Source organism: Ligilactobacillus ubinensis (genome assembly GCF_024160875.1).
Lineage (GTDB): Bacteria > Bacillota > Bacilli > Lactobacillales > Lactobacillaceae > Ligilactobacillus > Ligilactobacillus ubinensis.
In genome coordinates, this window is the sequence record NZ_JAIULA010000007.1 from 75,185 (window position 1) to 91,220 (window position 16,036).

At 34.2% G+C, this 16,036-nt stretch carries 15 protein-coding genes; 12 read left to right on the top strand and 3 right to left on the bottom strand.

Annotation, left to right across the window (positions count from 1 at the left end; translation table 11 throughout):
• Positions 1 to 181: 181 nt before the first annotated feature.
• Together LB941_RS04940 and LB941_RS04945 are read right to left on the bottom strand one after the other, a co-directional pair.
• Positions 182 to 1,510: a PTS sugar transporter subunit IIC gene (locus tag LB941_RS04940; protein WP_253359987.1), complete on the bottom strand. Its 1,329-nt coding sequence runs from the start codon at positions 1,508 to 1,510 to the stop codon at positions 182 to 184.
• A 24-nt stretch (positions 1,511 to 1,534) separates the two neighbouring features.
• A complete protein-coding gene (locus LB941_RS04945; protein WP_253359989.1) occupies positions 1,535 to 2,899 on the bottom strand; it encodes a glycoside hydrolase family 1 protein in 1,365 nt (454 codons plus the stop codon).
• A 149-nt stretch (positions 2,900 to 3,048) separates the two neighbouring features.
• On the opposite strand from LB941_RS04945, the gene LB941_RS04950 reads away from it, so the two are divergent.
• The 8 genes from LB941_RS04950 (at position 3,049) to trpA (ending at position 10,697) form a co-directional block, all read left to right on the top strand.
• Positions 3,049 to 3,756: a GntR family transcriptional regulator gene (locus tag LB941_RS04950; protein ID WP_253359991.1), complete on the top strand. Its 708-nt coding sequence runs from the start codon at positions 3,049 to 3,051 to the stop codon at positions 3,754 to 3,756.
• Positions 3,757 to 4,267: 511 nt separating this feature from the next.
• Positions 4,268 to 5,758, top strand: coding sequence for an anthranilate synthase component I family protein (locus LB941_RS04955; RefSeq protein ID WP_253359993.1), 1,491 nt, complete (start codon positions 4,268 to 4,270; stop codon positions 5,756 to 5,758).
• Positions 5,739 to 6,335, top strand: a complete 597-nt coding sequence (locus LB941_RS04960; protein ID WP_253359995.1) for an anthranilate synthase component II — start codon at positions 5,739 to 5,741, stop codon at positions 6,333 to 6,335. Before LB941_RS04955 ends, LB941_RS04960 begins: the two co-directional genes overlap by 20 nt.
• A complete protein-coding gene (gene trpD / locus LB941_RS04965) occupies positions 6,335 to 7,354 on the top strand; it encodes an anthranilate phosphoribosyltransferase (RefSeq protein WP_253359997.1) in 1,020 nt (339 codons plus the stop codon). The genes LB941_RS04960 and trpD overlap by 1 nt, the downstream gene beginning before the upstream one ends.
• Positions 7,351 to 8,148, top strand: a complete 798-nt coding sequence (gene trpC, locus LB941_RS04970; RefSeq protein ID WP_253359999.1) for an indole-3-glycerol phosphate synthase TrpC — start codon at positions 7,351 to 7,353, stop codon at positions 8,146 to 8,148. Before trpD ends, trpC begins: the two co-directional genes overlap by 4 nt.
• Positions 8,138 to 8,716: a phosphoribosylanthranilate isomerase gene (locus LB941_RS04975; protein WP_253360001.1), complete on the top strand. Its 579-nt coding sequence runs from the start codon at positions 8,138 to 8,140 to the stop codon at positions 8,714 to 8,716. The genes trpC and LB941_RS04975 overlap by 11 nt, the downstream gene beginning before the upstream one ends.
• A gap of 15 nt (positions 8,717 to 8,731) precedes the next feature.
• Positions 8,732 to 9,928, top strand: coding sequence for a tryptophan synthase subunit beta (gene trpB / locus LB941_RS04980; protein WP_253360003.1), 1,197 nt, complete (start codon positions 8,732 to 8,734; stop codon positions 9,926 to 9,928).
• Positions 9,921 to 10,697 carry a tryptophan synthase subunit alpha gene (gene trpA, locus LB941_RS04985; RefSeq protein ID WP_253360005.1) on the top strand — a complete coding sequence of 259 codons (777 nt, stop codon included), beginning with the start codon at positions 9,921 to 9,923 and terminating at the stop codon, positions 10,695 to 10,697. The genes trpB and trpA overlap by 8 nt, the downstream gene beginning before the upstream one ends.
• A gap of 87 nt (positions 10,698 to 10,784) precedes the next feature.
• Here the strand turns inward: trpA and LB941_RS04990 are convergent, their stop codons facing one another.
• Positions 10,785 to 11,876 (bottom strand): DHHA1 domain-containing protein, encoded by a 1,092-nt coding sequence (locus tag LB941_RS04990; protein ID WP_253360008.1) that lies wholly within the window; start codon positions 11,874 to 11,876, stop codon positions 10,785 to 10,787.
• Positions 11,877 to 11,987: 111 nt separating this feature from the next.
• Here LB941_RS04990 and LB941_RS04995 point away from each other — a divergent pair, with 111 nt between their 5' ends.
• The 4 genes from LB941_RS04995 (at position 11,988) to LB941_RS05010 (ending at position 16,004) form a co-directional block, all read left to right on the top strand.
• Positions 11,988 to 12,353, top strand: a complete 366-nt coding sequence (locus tag LB941_RS04995; RefSeq protein ID WP_253360009.1) for an acylphosphatase — start codon at positions 11,988 to 11,990, stop codon at positions 12,351 to 12,353.
• A 179-nt stretch (positions 12,354 to 12,532) separates the two neighbouring features.
• A complete protein-coding gene (locus LB941_RS05000; RefSeq protein WP_275979995.1) occupies positions 12,533 to 13,432 on the top strand; it encodes a phosphate ABC transporter substrate-binding protein in 900 nt (299 codons plus the stop codon).
• A gap of 187 nt (positions 13,433 to 13,619) precedes the next feature.
• Entirely contained in the window at positions 13,620 to 14,327 is a 708-nt protein-coding gene (locus LB941_RS05005) for an SAM-dependent methyltransferase (RefSeq protein ID WP_253360010.1), read from the top strand.
• Between the two features lie 78 nt (positions 14,328 to 14,405).
• On the top strand, positions 14,406 to 16,004 hold the full coding sequence (locus tag LB941_RS05010) for an APC family permease (protein WP_253360011.1): 1,599 nt from the start codon (positions 14,406 to 14,408) through the stop codon (positions 16,002 to 16,004).
• Positions 16,005 to 16,036: the final 32 nt, after the last annotated feature.

Consider the following 16,036-nt stretch of genomic DNA (forward strand, 5'->3'; position numbering starts at 1 on the left):
CAAATGCAGAAAGAGTTTGAAAAAACATCTCCAAATATTTAATGCTATAATGTGTGTAAAAAAGTAGTTAGTTGAGATTCCCCTCGTAAGTTAGGCTCCGGATGACCTAACTTACGATGTTAATGCTCTCTGACTAGTCATCTTTTATTACATACTTCAACTGGCTATATTGAATTATGGTTTAAGCATTTTGCATTTCAGCTTGTTTAATGGCAACACGTTCAGCAATTTTAATGAATGGCATATAAAAGACAGTACATACAGCTAGAATAATAATTTGAACTAAAACAACTTTCCAATCACCTTGGCTCGCTAGTAAACCACTTATAATCGGAGGAGTGGTCCAGGGAATATAGACGCTTAGTGGTTGAACAAAGCCGATTGCAGTTGCAAAATAGCCAATTAATGCACCAATAACTGGGCTCAAAACAAATGGAATAATCATAGGAATGTTAAAAACAATTGGAAATCCGAAGATTATTGGTTCATTGATTTCAAAAATACCAGGCACTAAAGCAAGTTTAACAACATCTTTGTGGGGTCTATATTTTCCAATGATCATTACTGCAATTATTAGTGAAATGGTTAAACCAGTACCACCCATTTGAGCATAGCAAGTTTGAAAATCTGAGTTAATAATATGTGTTGGTGCTTTACCAGCGGCAACTTGAGCCATATTTTCATTCATGTTGACAAGAGTTAATGGGTCTAGTAAGGTACCATTGATTACGGTTTGATGAATACCTAAGGTAAATAGAAAATTGCCAGTTGAATAAATTAATAGATATCCAGGTAAAGAAGTATTAACTTTACGCAATGGTTCTTGTACTAGTGTAGAGATTAAAGAAACTAAATCCGTATTAAAAGCAGCAAGAAGAGCTGCAATTATTGCAAAAAGACTAATTGTTATCAATGATGGAATCAAAACAGTAAAGCTTCTACCAACGGCTGGAGGAACTTGATCACCTAAATTTATGTTAAAAGCTTTGATTTTTGAAAGCTTCATGTAAATTTCAGTTGCTAAAAGGCCGACAATAATACCTGCAAACATGCCTTTTGTACCAATTTGGCTATAAAGAGCGGCTCCGGTTATTTCGACGGTTTTTGTTGAATTATTGGGTACGATATCAACATTAATAGCTAGCATAACAAATAAAGTTGCTAATGAAATTGCAGCTGCTGAAATAGGATTTTCAAAGTTTTTATTTTTAGCTAAGAAGTAGGCAATCATAGGAGCGATTAAAACACTAGCAACATTTAAAGTCCCGTTGGTAATAGCAGTGCCCCAAACTTGAACCTTTGTAAGTGTAGACCCATGGAACAACCATGTAAAAATAACATTATTAAATAAAACAGCCATACCTGCAAGAATGAACATAGGCATTATTGTTGCAAAAGCATCTCGCAAAGAACGCAAATGAACTTGATTGCCTATTTTTACAGAAATTTCGGTGAATTTATCTAAGAATTTTTGTAGTTTTGGATGAGATTGTGTATTAGTTCCGTCCATAAAAAAACAACTCCTTTCATTATATCAGCGTAGCTTTTCTCCATTAGATAAAATTACCTGTTTAAGCCAGTGATAGCTTTTTTTAGGTACACGTTGCATATCTTTTAAATCTTGATTATCACGATTAACATAAACAACACCATAGCGTTTTTCCATATCACCTTGAGAACTCAATATATCAATTAAGCCCCAACCAAGATAACCAATGACATCAACTGCATCTATTGAAATAGCAGCTTGCATGGCTTTAATATGTTCACGATGGTATTCAATACGATAATCGTCTTGAATTTCATTAGTTCCATCCCATTTTTCACGAACTCCTATGCCATTTTCAATTGGAAAAACTGGTAGATGATAACGTTCATACATTTTAGTAAGCACATCGCGAAAACCTAAAGGATCGATTTGCCAGTGCCATTCAGTTTCTTTAAGATATGGATTTTTTATGGCACCATAATCTAGATAATAATTAGGAGCAATATCAGTAGTAATTTTTTCTGAAGAAAGTACAGTTGAGGAATAGTAGCTAAAACTTAAAAAATCACTGGACATTTTAGAAATCTCAGCTAACTCATTTTGGGTCATTTCGACATCAATGTTATGTGCTTTGATGTACCCTAGTACAGTTGAAGAGTAGTGACCATTTGCAAATGCTTCTAGTAAATTTTGATTTATAAACTCATCCCATTGATGTGATAAAAAAGAATCTTTTGGATTTGATGTTGCAGGGTAAACTTGACTATATGCAAGCATGCCACCTATTTTACTGGAAGTAGTTGCATGTAAATAATTGCTGAGGGTTGCATGGCAATACATAACATTGTGTGTTATTTGATATAGTTCATGAATATCATGTTTACCGTTTAGAGAACCAGCAATTCTAAAAGCAGTACTTGGCTGTGAGTATAAATTTTGTTCATTAAATGTAATCCAATAATGTACTTTATCAGCATAACGATCAATAACAGCTTTACCGTAGCGGATAAAAGCATCAGCTACTTGTTTGTTTGAAAAGCCATTATATTTTTGTGCCAGCTTTAAAGGCATATCAAAGTGATACAAACAAATCATTGGTTCAATATTTCTTTCAAGTAAAGCTGCAATTAATTTATCGTAATATTGAAACCCTAATTCATTAAAGTTGCCATCACCATCTGTAACTAAACGAGACCAAGATATTTGAAAACGATACATATTCATACCCAGATCTTGCATATAGTCCAGGTCTTCAATAAAATTATGATAATTGTCATTGGCAAAATGCCAATCACTATGGGTACTATCGCCTTTGCGAATATCATAAACAGAGAGTGATTTTCCATCTTCGTTCCAACCGCCTTCGGTTTGCATACTTGAAGTTGAGTTTCCCCAATAGAATTTTGACATAAGTAAACACCTTTCATTTCATTTTTAAATTGTTTGCTATAGCTTACAAGTAAATAGTAGGTTAATTGAATTGATGTGTAAATACTGCTATACTTGTAAGTAAAGTAAGCGCTTTACTTACAGAAGCAGAGAAAGGTCAGGGCTTTTTAGTGAAGGAAACGAAATATATATCAATAGCAGCAAAAATTGAGTCTGAAATAATCTTAGGTGCATACCATGATAAATTACCAAGCTTTGAAGAGTTGGCACAAAGATATGGAACAAGTAAAGTTACAATTAGTAAAGTGATTCAATTACTAGAATTTAAAGGAATGGTTCATGCAGTTAAAGGACATGGAACTTTTGTTGAAAAGAATACCAACTATTTAAGTGTTGATGCACATGAACATAAAGGCATGTCAAGTTGGCTCGGGAAAACAGGAGAGTTAAAAAGCAAAATTATTTCTTTTGATATCCGAGAACCAATAAAAGAGGAGTGTGAAGCATTAAGAATTGGTGTTCAAGAATATGTGTATGATATAATTCGACAAAGAGTATTTAATAATGAACCCTTAAAATTGGAATACACAATTATGCCGGTAGTAGTTATTCCGGGGATAACAACAGATGTTTTAGAAAAGTCTATTTATAGTTATATAAAAACAGATTTACAACTCGAAATAGGTAAAGCAAATCGAATTTTTAGGGCTGATCAATCTGATGCGTATGATATAAAATATCTGGATTGTCAAGAAAATGATCCAATCTTCGAAGTGGATCAGGTTTGTTTTTTAGCAGATGGTCGCCCATTTGAATACTCACAAACACGCAATCGATATGATAAAGGTGCATTAGTATTAATGGAAGCTGAAAATTAAAAAATATTTTATTATTTTTTAATTTTATAGAAGTGTTGATATAACAATAATATTTAAAAATAGTAATTTTATGATATGTGATTCTGTACTATGTAAGCATTGATATAATAGTATTTATTTAAAATAGTGAAAAAGGTTGACAAAACATGTAACACTCGCTATTATTAAAAACAATAAAATATTCGTCCAATAAACCAACGAGGTGGAGATCAAGGTTATCGTGCACGCACAGAGAATTGCAGATGATGAGAATGCAATCGAACGCAGTTAGCTAAATGGACCACCGAGGGCTCTTTTGAAAAGTAATGAGTATGAAGAGACGTGCAGACATACGTCAGTTGTCGGGGGGATGATGGTCCCTCGCTAAGCAGGAGTATTTTGTATCTAAAAGTTATTGTGGATCAGTGGATACAAGTGTACTCAAATAAGGTGGCACCGCGGTAAAATCCGTCCTTAACAACTCAGTTTAGGGCGGATTTTTTGTGTATTTTAATAAAGCGAGGTCGGTAGTATGGTTGATGTTTTTACAAAAAATGAATTATTACAGCAAGCAAATGAGTTTCCGGCAGTTGTTGTTGCTATAAGATTTAAGGTAGCAAGTTTTGATGCTCTTAAACTAATAACAGAGTTAAATAAAAAAGAAGAGCATTGCTTTTTATTGACGGGGTCACCCAAAGATACTAAAAGCAAATACACCTTTATAGGCAAAGCAGATGATGGAGTAATTCGTTGTCGGAATGGATTATTAACGCAAAATAGCAAGGTTATAGAAAAACAACCTCAATTTTTTTTAGAGTCACTACTAGCAAAATCAAAAACAAAAAGAAGTTCTGACTTACCACCCTTTACAGGTGGGCTAATGGGATATCTTGCATATGATTATGCTAAATATCCTAATAAGACATTGAATCCTCATGGAAGTGATCCATTAGAACTGGATGATTTTAGCTTGTTATATGTAAAAAATGTTGTTGCATATGATCATGCTAGACAAGAAGTGACACTAACACAAATTGTTGATAGTGATGAATTAGTTAATAAATTAGTTGAAGTTTACAAGCAGTTAGTGAGACAGCAAGCAGAAATAGTGGAAATGTTAGAGAAATCAATTAACGAAGATATTAGTTTTAAGATAACAGAGCCGTTTAAGTTACAATTTTCATTAGCTGAATTTACTGAGCAAGTAGAGAAAACACGGGCATATATTAAAGCAGGAGATATTTTTCAATTAATTTTATCTAATCCACAAAAAGCTAAAATGACAGGCAGTTTATTAGGAGCAGCTGCTGAATTATTTAAGACAAGTCCAGCACCATATCAATTTTATTTTCATGATGAGCAGTTTGAAGCATTAGGAGCTTCGCCTGAAACATTAGTAACACGAACTGGAAATAAACTTTTCACTTATCCGCTAGCTGGCACACGAAGACGAGGAAAAAATGAATGTGAAGATCAAAAATTTGCAAATGAATTACAAACAGATTCAAAAGAACAAGCAGAACATAACATGTTGGTCGATTTAGGTAGAAATGATTTAGGGCAAATAAGTCGTTTTGGTACTGTTAAAGTAACTAAATTAAGAAAATTACTGAAGTTTTCAAATGTGATGCATTTAGGTTCTACGATTGAAAGTGAAAGTGCAGATGGTGTTAGTGCAATTGATGTTGTAAATGCATTAATGCCTGCAGGTACACTTTCTGGAGCGCCTAAAGTACGAGCGATGCAAATTATTGATGAATTAGAGAATAATAAACGTGGTTTGTATGGAGGTTGTTTAGGATATTTTGATTTTAATGGGGATTTAGATATGTGTATAGGAATCAGGCTTGCATATCGCAAAAAACAAGCATTAGTTATTCATTCTGGAGCAGGCATTGTTGCAGATAGCATTTCGAACCAAGAATATCAGGAATTTAATAATAAAGTTCGTGCAGTAAAAGAAGCGTTATTAAATAGTTCAGAAAAAAGGCAGGTGGTAAGCAATGCTTTTAATAATAGATAATTATGACAGCTTTACGTATAACCTATATCAACTATTAGGTGAATTAACTACTCAAAAAATTAAAGTTATCAAAAATGACGAAACAACAGTAGCTCAAATTTTAAAATTAAAGCCTAGTGGTATTGTGTTATCACCAGGGCCAGGAGAACCTAAAAATGCTGGAATTACAGAAGATGTGGTGCGTTATTTAAGTGGAAAACAACCAATCTTAGGGGTGTGTTTAGGACATCAAGCAATTTGTGAGGTATATGGCGCAAAAATAACGGCTGCTAAAAAGCTAATGCACGGGAAAACATCATCTATAAAACTTACAGCTAAAAGTAAACTTTTTAGCAAATGCCCTATTAGTTTTCAAGCTGCACGTTATCATTCACTTGCAGCAATTGGATTGAAAAATACGACATTAACTTTAGTAGCAGATACGGAAGACAATGAGATTATGGCAGTTAGTGATGAGAGAAAACAAGTTTTTGGGGTACAGTTTCATCCAGAGTCAATCATGACTGATAGTAAAGTTGCACGGCAAATATTACAGAATTTTATTGAAATGACAAGAAAAGTGGAGGTAGCAAAATAATGATAGAAACAGCAATTAAAGAAGTCGCACAAAAAGAAGATTTAACTTTCGAACAAGCAAGGAATGTTATTAATGAAATAATGAGCGGGCAAACTAGTGCAGTTCAAATTGCAAGTTTACTAACTGCATTAAGTGTCAAAAAAGAAACAATTCCTGAAATTGCAGGAGCGGCACAAGCAATGCGCGATAAGGCATTAACCATTTCACCTAGTGGAGATGTGCTAGAGATTGTTGGAACAGGAGGAGATCATTCGAATTCTTTTAATGTTTCAACTACTACAGCGTTAGTTGTAGCCGCTGCGGGAATACCTGTAGCTAAGCACGGTAACCGGGCGGCTTCTAGTAGAAGCGGCGCTGCAGATGTATTGGAGGCGTTAGGTGTAAAAATTGATTTAGAACCAGAACAAAACGAAAGATTATTGGCTGAATTAAATATTTGTTTCTTATTTGCACAAAAATATCATCAAGCAATGAAATATGTAGCTCCAGTACGCAAAGAATTGGGGATTAGAACAATTTTTAATATTTTAGGTCCATTAGCTAATCCGGCAGGAGCTAATTTACAGCTGTTAGGTGTGTACAGTCCAGAACTTGTAGAACCGTTAGCGCGAGTGTTACAACAATTAGGCTTGAAACGAGCATTAGTAGTTAATGGAGCAGATGGATTAGATGAAGTAACATTAACTGGCGAAACAAAAGTATGTGAATTATGTAATGATGAAATTAAACTGTACAGCATAAAACCAGAAGATTTTGGATTTGAACGTTGTAATAAAAGTGATTTAGTTGGCGGAACAGCAAAACAAAATGCTGAAATTACACGTTCAATCTTAGCTGGTCAAAAAGGACCAAAATTAGATACGGTACTATTAAACGCAGGTTGTGCAATTCATCTTGCAAAGCCTGAGTTAACTATCGAACAAGGAATTGAATTAGCGCGGGAAACTATTTTAAACCAAAAAGCAATAGCCAAATTAGAACAGTTTATTGCCGCTAGTCAAGCAGAGGTTGCAAGATGATTTTAGATGATTTAGTTATAGCAACTAAGAAAAGAGTAGAAAGACAACGCCAATTAACTTCATTGTCAGACTTAAAAAAAAGGGTGCAACATGATGTGACTAGGCCAGGTGATGAATTTATGACTGCATTAGGCAAACCTGGGCTGAGCGTAATAGCAGAAATTAAGAAAGCATCACCATCGAAGGGGCAAATTACTAATTCGTTTGATTATCTGGATATTGCAAAAAAGTATGCTGAAGCAAGAGTTGATGCAATTTCTGTTTTAACTGAACCAGAGTATTTTAAAGGCAGTCTGGACTATCTAACAAAAATTGCAGCACAAGTGAAAATACCATTATTAAGAAAAGATTTTACGATTTCAGAATACATGATATATCAAGCAAAAGCTGCACGTGCAAGTGCGATTTTACTGATTGTAGCTATTTTGACACAGCAGCAATTAGAAGAATATCTTAAATTAGCTGACGAACTTGGACTTGCAGCGATTGTTGAAACACATGATGAAAAAGAGGTAAAGCAAGCTTTACAAGCTGGTGCCCAGATAATTGGAGTAAATAATCGTAATTTAAAAGATTTTAGTGTTGATTTAAACAATTCTTTGCAGTTACGCAAGTTAGTTCCTGAAAATATTGTTTTTGTTGCAGAAAGTGGTATTAAAACAGCACAGGATCTAAAGATTTTGACAAATGCTAATGTTGATGCGGTTTTAATAGGTGAAACACTGATGCGGGCAACTGATAAAAAAGCCTGCTTAACTAATTTATTAGGCGAGGTAAAAGAAGATGAAAGTTAAGTTGTGTGGTTTGACGCGTAATGTAGATATTCAAGCAGCTAATAAAATTTTACCTGAATATATAGGCTTTGTTTTTGCTAAAAATAGTAAAAGAAAATTAACTTTTGAGCAAGCAAAACAATTACGAAAGCAACTATTACCGCAAATAAAGTCTGTTGGAGTCTTTGTAGAACCAAGATTTGAAGAAATTAAGTTACTAGCAGATGCTCAAATTATTTCTTGTGTGCAATTGCATGGTGATATAGATTCTACTTTGATTGAAAAGATACAAGGACAAGGACTTTATGTAATTCAAGCATTAAAAGAAGAATATCGTGAAACGATAGCTGATGCAATTTTACTTGATGCAAGTGAAGGAGCGGGTATATTTACAAAATGGAAAAATATACCTGTTAAAAGAAACAAGCCGCTATTTTTAGCAGGGGGATTAACTGTAAAAAATATAGAGCACGCTATAAGGGATACAAATCCTGATGTAATAGATGTTTCCAGTGGAATTGAGACAAATGGCTTAAAAGACGCTGATAAGATGGCACAAATAACGCAATTAGTGCATAAATTTAATTAAAAGAAGGTATTTTAAATGACAACAAGAGTAAAGAATGGACGCTATGGTCAATATGGTGGGCAATACGTTCCAGAAACCTTAATGACAGAAATTAAACGTATGGATGATGCTTTTAGAGAATATAAAGACGATCCAGAATTTAAAAGAGAACTAACGGATTTATTGAACAATTATGCTAATAGGCCATCAATGTTGTACTATGCTAAACGTATGAGTGAAGACTTAGGGGGTGCTCAGATTTATTTGAAAAGAGAAGATTTAAATCATACAGGAGCACATAAAATAAACAATGTAATTGGACAAGCATTATTAGCTAAAAGAATGGGAAAGACACGGTTAATTGCAGAAACTGGAGCTGGACAGCATGGTGTAGCAACTGCTACAATCGCAGCATTGTTTGGCATGGAATGTGAAATTTTTATGGGAAAAGAGGACACTGAACGTCAAAAACTAAATGTTTACCGAATGGAACTTTTGGGAGCTAAAGTCCACGCTGTAACTGCCGGTTCAATGGTTTTAAAAGATGCAATTACAGCAGCGATGCAAGAGTGGACTCGGCGAGTTGCAGATACATTTTATGTAATGGGATCAGCGACTGGGCCAGCACCTTATCCTGAAATGGTGCATCACTTTCAAAGTGTAATTAGTCAAGAAGCACGTAAACAGATTATAAAAGAGACAGGAAAACTACCTGATGCGGTTGTTGCTTGTGTCGGTGGTGGAAGTAATGCCATTGGATCATTTGCTGCTTTTTTGGATGATAAAAGTGTTCAATTAATAGGTGCGGAAGCGGCTGGTAAGGGTGTGAATACGAATCAAACAGCAGCTACTATTGCTAAAGGCTCAGATGGTATTTTTCATGGGATGAAGTCAATTTTTCTTCAAGATAAAAATGGTCAAATAGATAGTGTTTATTCAATTTCAGCTGGTCTTGATTATCCAGGGATAGGCCCTGAACATGCAAAACTTGCTGTCAGCAAACGAGCACAATATGTTGATATTACAGATGATGAAGCTGTAGCAGCCTTTGAATATATTGCTAAAACAGAAGGAATTGTAGCAGCAATTGAAAGTAGTCATGCTATTGCTTATGTTCAAAAAATTGCACCAGCTATGCAAAAAAATCAGATTATTATCTGCACGTTATCCGGACGTGGAGATAAAGATGTTGCTGCAATTGCAAAGTATAGGGGGATAAAGATTGATGAATAAATTAAGTCAGGTTTTTCAAAACAAAAAAGCTTTTATCGGTTTTGTGGTTGCAGGTGATCCTAACTTTGAAGCGACTGTGGATAATGTGATTGCTTTAGCTGAGGGTGGGGCAGATATTGTTGAAATTGGCTTACCATTTTCAGACCCAGTAGCTGATGGACCAGTAATACAAGAGGCAGATTTAAGAGCTTTTGCTGCTGGAATGAATACGGATAAAGTTTTTGAGCTTGTCAAAAAGATTAGAGAAAAAACGCAAGTACCATTAGTCTTTTTGACGTATCTTAACTTAGTTTTTAAGTATGGATATCAAAATTTTTGTGCAAAATGTCAAGCGTTAGAGGTCAGTGGTTTAATTATTCCTGATATGCCATATGAAGAAAAAGGTGAACTTGAGCCAATTGCTAAAGAAAATGAAGTGGCGCTAATTCCGTTAGTTGCGCCAACTTCTGGAGACAGAGTTGAAAAAATAGCTCGTGATGCACAGGGATTTATATATGTGGTATCTTCTTTAGGAATAACGGGAACAAGAAATACGTTTGCAAAAGAATTAGAAGATGTGCTTAAGCAGATTAAAAAGGTTACTAATACACCGACGGCTATTGGTTTTGGTGTACATACACCTAAACAAGCTAAAGAATTAGGTAAGTTAGCTGATGGTGTGATTGTTGGAAGTGAAATTGTTAAAATAATTAAAGATAATCAACCAGATGCAACTAAGGCAATAAAAGAATATACATCTGAAATGAAAAAGGCATTGCAAAGTATTTAAGTAAAAATGTTACAGGTAAAAATAAAAGACGGGCTAAAATCAGTTTCAATTAACTGTTTTAGCCTGTCTTTTTGTAATTAGCGATAATTAATCTTTATTAAATAAAGCTGCAAGTTTAGCCGCAACTTTGGGATCGAGTTGATCTCCAACAGAACTAGACTCTACTTGTGCTTCAGCATTAACCCGCTCGGTAACTTGTTCATGTTGTTTGATAATATCAACGACAGCTTGTTCTCCAATTTCTATAGGGTTAATAATTAGTTTTCCGCCAGCAGAGTCTGCATGACCGCCACCAGAAAAATATTCAGTCGCAAAAGTTGCAACATCAAGTTTGCCATTACTACGAAGAGAGATACTATGATCATCAATAACTAAGGCAGCATCAACAGGAAATTTTTTTAGCAAAGCATGTGCAATTTCTGATTTATAATCGCTTGCGTATACAACGCCAAAACTGTTGTCCTTAATTTTAAAGGTAGTTACGGTCCGAAGATGTTTTTGCATATAGCTTTGACGACGACCATTTAATGTTTCTATTAATAACATATTTTGTTTACGATAGTTACTCCATCCTATAGTGAAAACATCATTAACAAATTGGTGGGATTTATTAAGTGGATAAAACCAAAAAAGCTGATTTAAATCATCTGCAGCTTGGCGTTTTTCGAGGGGAAAATCAGGATCATTTTGCCAATCCCATGTATCATAAGCTCGGATAAGCTCTACTAATTCTGCAAGATCAGATTTTTTTTGTGGATTTAAACGCGAGAAGTTGGGGTTTTTTTGTAGCCAATCCCAAACCAAACTGGTGGCACTTGGGTTAATAGTTGTATTGTTAGGTGAAATACAGTTACTTGCGTAATCCTGGCGTAATTTTTCTTCACTTTCATGATGATCAAAAATTAACCAATGGTTGGCAAAATGTTGTTCAAGTTGCTGAAATGAATAATCGCTATCAGGGGTCATATCCATAATAAAAACATCGGTATAACGGGTTATATCAGGTTGTCTGAACCAAGTTGCTAGTTTAGAATCTAACCGACCAGCTGGACAGGTAGTTAGATCAAAAATTATTCCTTTGAAAAGCTGGTCTTGCACAGCATCAAATAATGCAGGAGCACCAAAGCCATCTAAATCATTGTGTGAAAATAATTTTATATAACGCGTTTTTTTAGTCAAAAAATCACACTCCCTGTAAAGTTTCTTCTATAATAATAGTATATCCTTTTTACAAAGTACATATTTTTAATTAAACTAATAATAGAAGAAGAAAACTTTGAGGTGATGTAATTGTTTGAACAATTTATAAAAAAGATACAGCACAGATATTTAAAAGTAGCAGTTAAAACAACAAAAATTCCAGATTTCGTCGAGACTTACCCAGAAAGAAAACATTTTATTTTTACAGGAGTTGTTCAAGGCATTGGTTTTCGTTATCAAGCACAGGTTTTAGCACAATGTCTTTTTTTAACAGGCTGGGTAAGAAATTTAAATAATGGACAAGTAGAAATGGAAATTCAAGGAGCACCTGAAAAAATTTACTTTTTTCTTAGTCGAATGCAAAAAACGGCTCGAATTAAGATAAGTAGAATAGAAACAAATTCTAAAAAAGTTGATTGGAATGAGCATAAATTTTCTATTTTAGATACTAGATAAGGGGAGAAGTCCAGAATATAGGCTAATTATTTTGAAAGCTAGTTAATGTAAATTATCAATTTACATAACGTTTACCTTGTTGTTACATATATAAGGACTGTTCTTTACATTAACCCGTTATACTAACTTACGTACTCAGGTAGTACAAAAACGTACACAAGTTGCGGGGGAATAAAAAAATGCATACTATTAAAGAATCATTTCCAAAGACGATCTTAGCCTTTGTAGCATCATGGAGTGTGATGTTGGCAACTGGAGCGATGGTTATTAATCATAATCCAGCTACGGTGAATGCAGATACGAAAATAACAGCAGTAGGGTCAACAGCATTACAACCATTGATTGAGCAAGTGGCAACTAAATATCAGGCAAGTCATTCAGGTGTAACGATCACAGTTCAGGGTGGCGGCTCAGGTACAGGCTTAAGTCAAGTGCAATCAGGTGCAGTAACAATTGGGAACTCCGATATATTTGCTTCTCAACAAACTGGGATTACAGCAAGTAAATTAACAGATCATAAGGTAGCTGTTGTGGGCATGGCACCTGTTGTTAATAAGAAGAGTGGCGTAAAAAATGTTACAATGGCACAATTAAAGAAAATCTTTACAGGAAAGATTACCAACTGGAAACAAGTTGGTGGCAAAAATCAAAAAATAGTTGTTGTTAACCGTGCAGAAGGTAGTGGAACACGAGCTACTTTTGAAAATGCAGTTTTAAAAGGAGCAACAGCTGTTAAATCACAAGAACAAGATTCAAATGGGACAGTTGAAAAAATTGTTTCAAGTACACCAGGCGCTGTTAGCTACTTAGCATTTTCATATATCAATAAAGCTAAGGTGCAACCATTATCCATTAACCATGTAAAACCAACCGATAAAAACGTTACGACTAATAAATGGAAAATTTGGTCTTATGAACATATGTACACACAAAAGAAAACTTCTAAAGAAGCTAAAGCATTTATCAAATATGTAAAATCTAAAACTATTCAAAAGAGTTTAGTTAAGAAATTAGGCTATATCAGTATCAGCCAAATGAAAGTTACAAAGAATGAAAATAACAAAGTAACGAAGAACTAAATGTAATCTGGTGGGTGGTGGGAGTACGTACCAAAACCTCTAGTGAATCCTTTCCTACTACAATTATTCACTAGTAATACCCCGGTACGTGAATAAGATCTAATATTTGGAAGCAGGTAATTGAGAATCTCTCAAAAGCCTGTTTTTTTGGTATACTTAATAGAAAATACAGAAAAGAGATATTTTTATGAAATATCAAAAATACCTTAGTAAATTAGATAATCAGCAAAAAAAATATGCAAAAATACCCCAAGTTAATCACAAAGTTGATGCTGTTAAAGAAACTGTAATCGCACTTAGTAATAAGCAAATACCAGTGCAAGAATTACCACAATTGTCATTTACACAAGAAGAATTATTTGAACATCCGGAATTATTTGAGGTTGAAGATTTATTATTAGATTTGCGACAAGTAGTAATTGAAAATTTTGGTGTTTGGCATATTTTTTCAACAAGATGGTTAGCAGATTTACGTGATTTTTTGGGAAATACAAAAACATTAGAATTGATGGCTGGAAATGCAATTATAAGTGCGAATTTAAATAACACATATGCGACAGACAATTTTTTGTGGCAAGGTCAAGATATTGAGGTGCCTTCTCCTTGGACAAATGTAGAGAGATTAGATGCAATGCAAGCAATACAAAAATATTATCTACAGGTTCAAAATATTATAATGGCATGGGCACCTGATAATAACCAGAATGACTGGGAAGTTTTAAGTTGGTTAAGAAAAGTAAATTGGCAGGGGAATTTTATTCTAATCGGCGAGAAGAATGGAGCAACGAATTCAGAACTTTTTTGGGAAAAGGTGAAACTAGAAGAACCAATTAAACTAAACAAGCATCATAAAGAATTTGATTTTATTAAAGATAAGGTCTATTTTGTTAAATAGTTTCTAATTATATTTTAGTTTATATGTTATAATTAAATTTAAATTCTTTTTAATTTATGATGTGAGGTTTTTAACGTAATGCAGATTAAAAGACACAAAATTAGTTTGTTTTCTGCTGTGATGTTGGCATTAGGCTCGTTAATTGGATCAGGATGGTTATTTGGTGCAGGCGAGGCAGCACGTGTGGCTGGGCCTGCAGCTATTATTTCTTGGGTTTTGGGTGCAATTATTATTATGATTATTGCATTTAATTATGTAGAATTAGGAACGATGTTTCCTGAAAGTGGTGGAATGAGTCGTTATGCCCAGTATAGTCATGGACCTTTGTTAGGTTTTATAGCGGCTTGGGCAAATTGGATTTCTTTAATCACACTTGTGCCAATTGAAGCAGTTGCATCAGTCGAATATATGAGTACGTGGCCATGGGAGTGGGCAAATTGGACAAAAAGTTTTATGCATAATGGGAGTGTATCTGGATTAGGTATTGTTGTTGTTGTCGGATTTATGCTTTTTTTTACGCTTTTAAATTTTTGGTCAGTAAAAATTTTAACGCGATTTACTAGTTTAATTTCTTTCTTTAAAATTGGAATGCCAACTTTAACAATAATTATGCTACTATGCAGTGGATTTCATACAGGAAATTTTGGCAATTCTTGGCATTCATTTGCACCATATGGATTACGAGCTGTTTTTGAAGCAACAACAGTTTCAGGAATTATTTTTTCTTATGATGCTTTTCAAACGATTATCAACATGGGTGGTGAGGTAGAAAAACCACATAAGAATATTGCTCGAGGCATTGCTATTTCACTAACAATTACAGCGATAATTTACATATTGTTACAAGTTGCATTTATAGGAGCAGTGAAACCATCTTTATTAAATCATGGATGGCAAGGTGTTAATTTTTCATCTCCATTTGCAGATTTAGCCATTTTAGTAGGGCTTAATTGGTTATCGGTTCTATTGTATATAGATGCCTTTGTTTCACCTTTTGGTACCGGAGTGGCATTTGTTGCTACTGCAGCAAGAACATTGGCATCAATGACTAAAAACGGTCACGTTCCTACTTGGCTAGGACGCTTAGAAAGACGCTATATGGTACCACGATTTGCATTAATAGCTGATTTTATTTTATCAGTAATATTAGTTTTATTTTTTAGAAATTGGAGTACATTAGCCAGTGTAATTTCCGCTTCAACGTTAATCGCATATTTAACAGGACCTGTTACAGCTTTTTCATTAAGAAAATTACGTCCAAATTTCAAAAGACCAGTAAAATCAAAATTGCTTCCGGTACTAGCACCAACTTCGTTTGTACTAACTAGTTTAGCAATATATTGGGCAATGTGGCCTACGACAATTGAAGTAATTTTTGTTATTGCTTTGGGATTGCCAATTTATTTTTACTATGAATGGCGTTATGGTATAAAAAATTGGAAGGATCAAGTGAAAGGTTCACTATGGATGATAGTCTATTTGATTTTTATTTCGACTATGTCTTATATTGGAAGCACAAGTTTTGGTGGTAAAAACATTTTACCGTATCCAACTGATTTTATTATTATTATTGTGGTATCATTACTTTTTTATAGATGGGCAATAAAAAGTAGTATCGAAGGGCCTGATCTTAAGGCCGCTAAAGAAGTTAATGATACAGTAGAATTGCCAGATTAATATGAAAAAATGTTAATGAAAAAAAAGAGTTC

Coding starts and splice junctions, on each gene's coding strand:
- LB941_RS04940 (WP_253359987.1), bottom strand. CDS start 1,510: ATGGACGGAACTAATACACAATCTCATCCAAAACTACAAAAATTCTTA.
- LB941_RS04945 (WP_253359989.1), bottom strand. CDS start 2,899: ATGTCAAAATTCTATTGGGGAAACTCAACTTCAAGTATGCAAACCGAA.
- LB941_RS04955 (WP_253359993.1), top strand. CDS start 4,268: ATGGTTGATGTTTTTACAAAAAATGAATTATTACAGCAAGCAAATGAG.
- LB941_RS04960 (WP_253359995.1), top strand. CDS start 5,739: ATGCTTTTAATAATAGATAATTATGACAGCTTTACGTATAACCTATAT.
- trpD (WP_253359997.1), top strand. CDS start 6,335: ATGATAGAAACAGCAATTAAAGAAGTCGCACAAAAAGAAGATTTAACT.
- trpC (WP_253359999.1), top strand. CDS start 7,351: ATGATTTTAGATGATTTAGTTATAGCAACTAAGAAAAGAGTAGAAAGA.
- LB941_RS04975 (WP_253360001.1), top strand. CDS start 8,138: ATGAAAGTTAAGTTGTGTGGTTTGACGCGTAATGTAGATATTCAAGCA.
- trpB (WP_253360003.1), top strand. CDS start 8,732: ATGACAACAAGAGTAAAGAATGGACGCTATGGTCAATATGGTGGGCAA.
- trpA (WP_253360005.1), top strand. CDS start 9,921: ATGAATAAATTAAGTCAGGTTTTTCAAAACAAAAAAGCTTTTATCGGT.
- LB941_RS05000 (WP_275979995.1), top strand. CDS start 12,533: ATGCATACTATTAAAGAATCATTTCCAAAGACGATCTTAGCCTTTGTA.
- LB941_RS05005 (WP_253360010.1), top strand. CDS start 13,620: ATGAAATATCAAAAATACCTTAGTAAATTAGATAATCAGCAAAAAAAA.
- LB941_RS05010 (WP_253360011.1), top strand. CDS start 14,406: ATGCAGATTAAAAGACACAAAATTAGTTTGTTTTCTGCTGTGATGTTG.